Here is a 1,499-nt window from a genome sequence, read left to right as displayed (position 1 = left end):
TTTTCATACCTTATTTCACCAACACCAAAGAATTCTTGCATTATTAATTTTTCATTATTAATTATTAATTGTTTACTACTCCCTCAAAAAAATGGTTAACAAACGCAAATCACTTCCACCTTCTCTAACAATTAAATTAGGAAAGTGGGTTTGGACAACACTATGGCAAATAATGATGTCAAGACTTGCTCCTAGAAATAATTCTGGAGAATATATTCGCCCAGCTAGTCTATTTAGAGAAACAATAAATACACAAACAGAAAATAAATATCAACCAGCTAGTAAACGTTATCGTCTATTTGTGGGACTTGGTTGTCCTTGGGCACACCGAACTCTTGTTGTTAGAGCGCTGAAAGGTTTGGAAGATATTATATCAGTAACTATTGCATCTCCAGCAGGGGATAAGGGTATTTGGGTATTTGAGGATGAACAAGAAGGATGTGGTACTTTACCAGAATTATATAGTTTAGCACAACCTGGTTACAATGGGCGTTCGACTGTACCTGTATTATGGGATGAGCAAACAAAAACTATTGTTAATAATGAAAGTGGAGATATTATTGTTATTCTTAATTCTGAATTTAATCAGTTTGCTAAAAATCCAGATATTGACCTTTATCCAGAACAATTAAAAGCAAAAATAGACGAGTGGAATGAAAAGATTTACTACACAGTAAATAATGGGGTTTATCGTTGTGGGTTTGCCCAAAGTCAGCAGGCTTATGAAAAAGCTTGTCGGGAAGTATTTACTACTTTAGATGAAATTGACAATACACTTTCTAAAAGTCGATATCTTTGTGGGGAGTTAGTAACATTAGCAGATGTACGTTTATTTACTACTTTATTCCGTTTTGATGTTGTTTATTATGGATTATTTAAGTGCAACTTACGGAGAATTAAAGATTATCAATATTTGAGTGTTTATCTACAAGATTTATATCAACTTCCAGGAATAGCAGATACTTGTAATTTAGAAGCAGTGAAAACTGATTATTATGGTAATCTTTTTCCTCTTAACCCTGGTGGAATTATTCCTTTGGGTTGATAATCAGTTATCAGTTATCAGTAAACACTTTTCATGTCGCGCAGCGTTTCATGTCGGCGACAGCCGAAAAGTAAAACATTCTGAATGTCTTCACTTTTTAGGTCGTAAATCATCCTTTTTATCAAAGGGAAATTTCTTGTAAAGTCTTTTTATCACCCTTACTATTCTTCAGCAAAAAACACAATGAACAATTAATAATTAATAATTAATAATTACCCCTTCTTGAAACGGATAGGATTGGCGCTCAAGGAAATTTTTTTGATTTATCCCCTTGAAAGGCGAGGCTTTAAACCTTAATTGTTCAATGAATAATTAATTATTGACTATCAACTATTAATTATTCATTCTTCGGTAAAATCTTTTTATCACCCTTACTATTCCTAATATTCTTTTTTCAAATTGGTATAAACTAATTATTTTTTTTCTAAAAAAAGTAGTGGGAGCATCTTCCTCC

The 1,499-nt window shown here is 32.3% G+C and carries 1 protein-coding gene; it reads left to right on the top strand.

Going from position 1 to position 1,499, the window contains the following annotated elements; all coding sequences use genetic code 11:
* Positions 1-91 precede the first annotated feature (91 nt).
* A complete protein-coding gene (locus AFK68_RS00180; protein WP_094670698.1) occupies positions 92-1,045 on the top strand; it encodes a glutathione S-transferase family protein in 954 nt (317 codons plus the stop codon).
* Positions 1,046-1,499: the final 454 nt, after the last annotated feature.

It is taken from the genome of Hydrocoleum sp. CS-953, assembly GCF_002260545.1.
In the GTDB taxonomy this organism is placed as follows: domain Bacteria; phylum Cyanobacteriota; class Cyanobacteriia; order Cyanobacteriales; family Microcoleaceae; genus Trichodesmium.
Note: the sequence above shows the minus strand (reverse complement) of the source record. Positions and strands in the feature narration are given on the sequence as shown.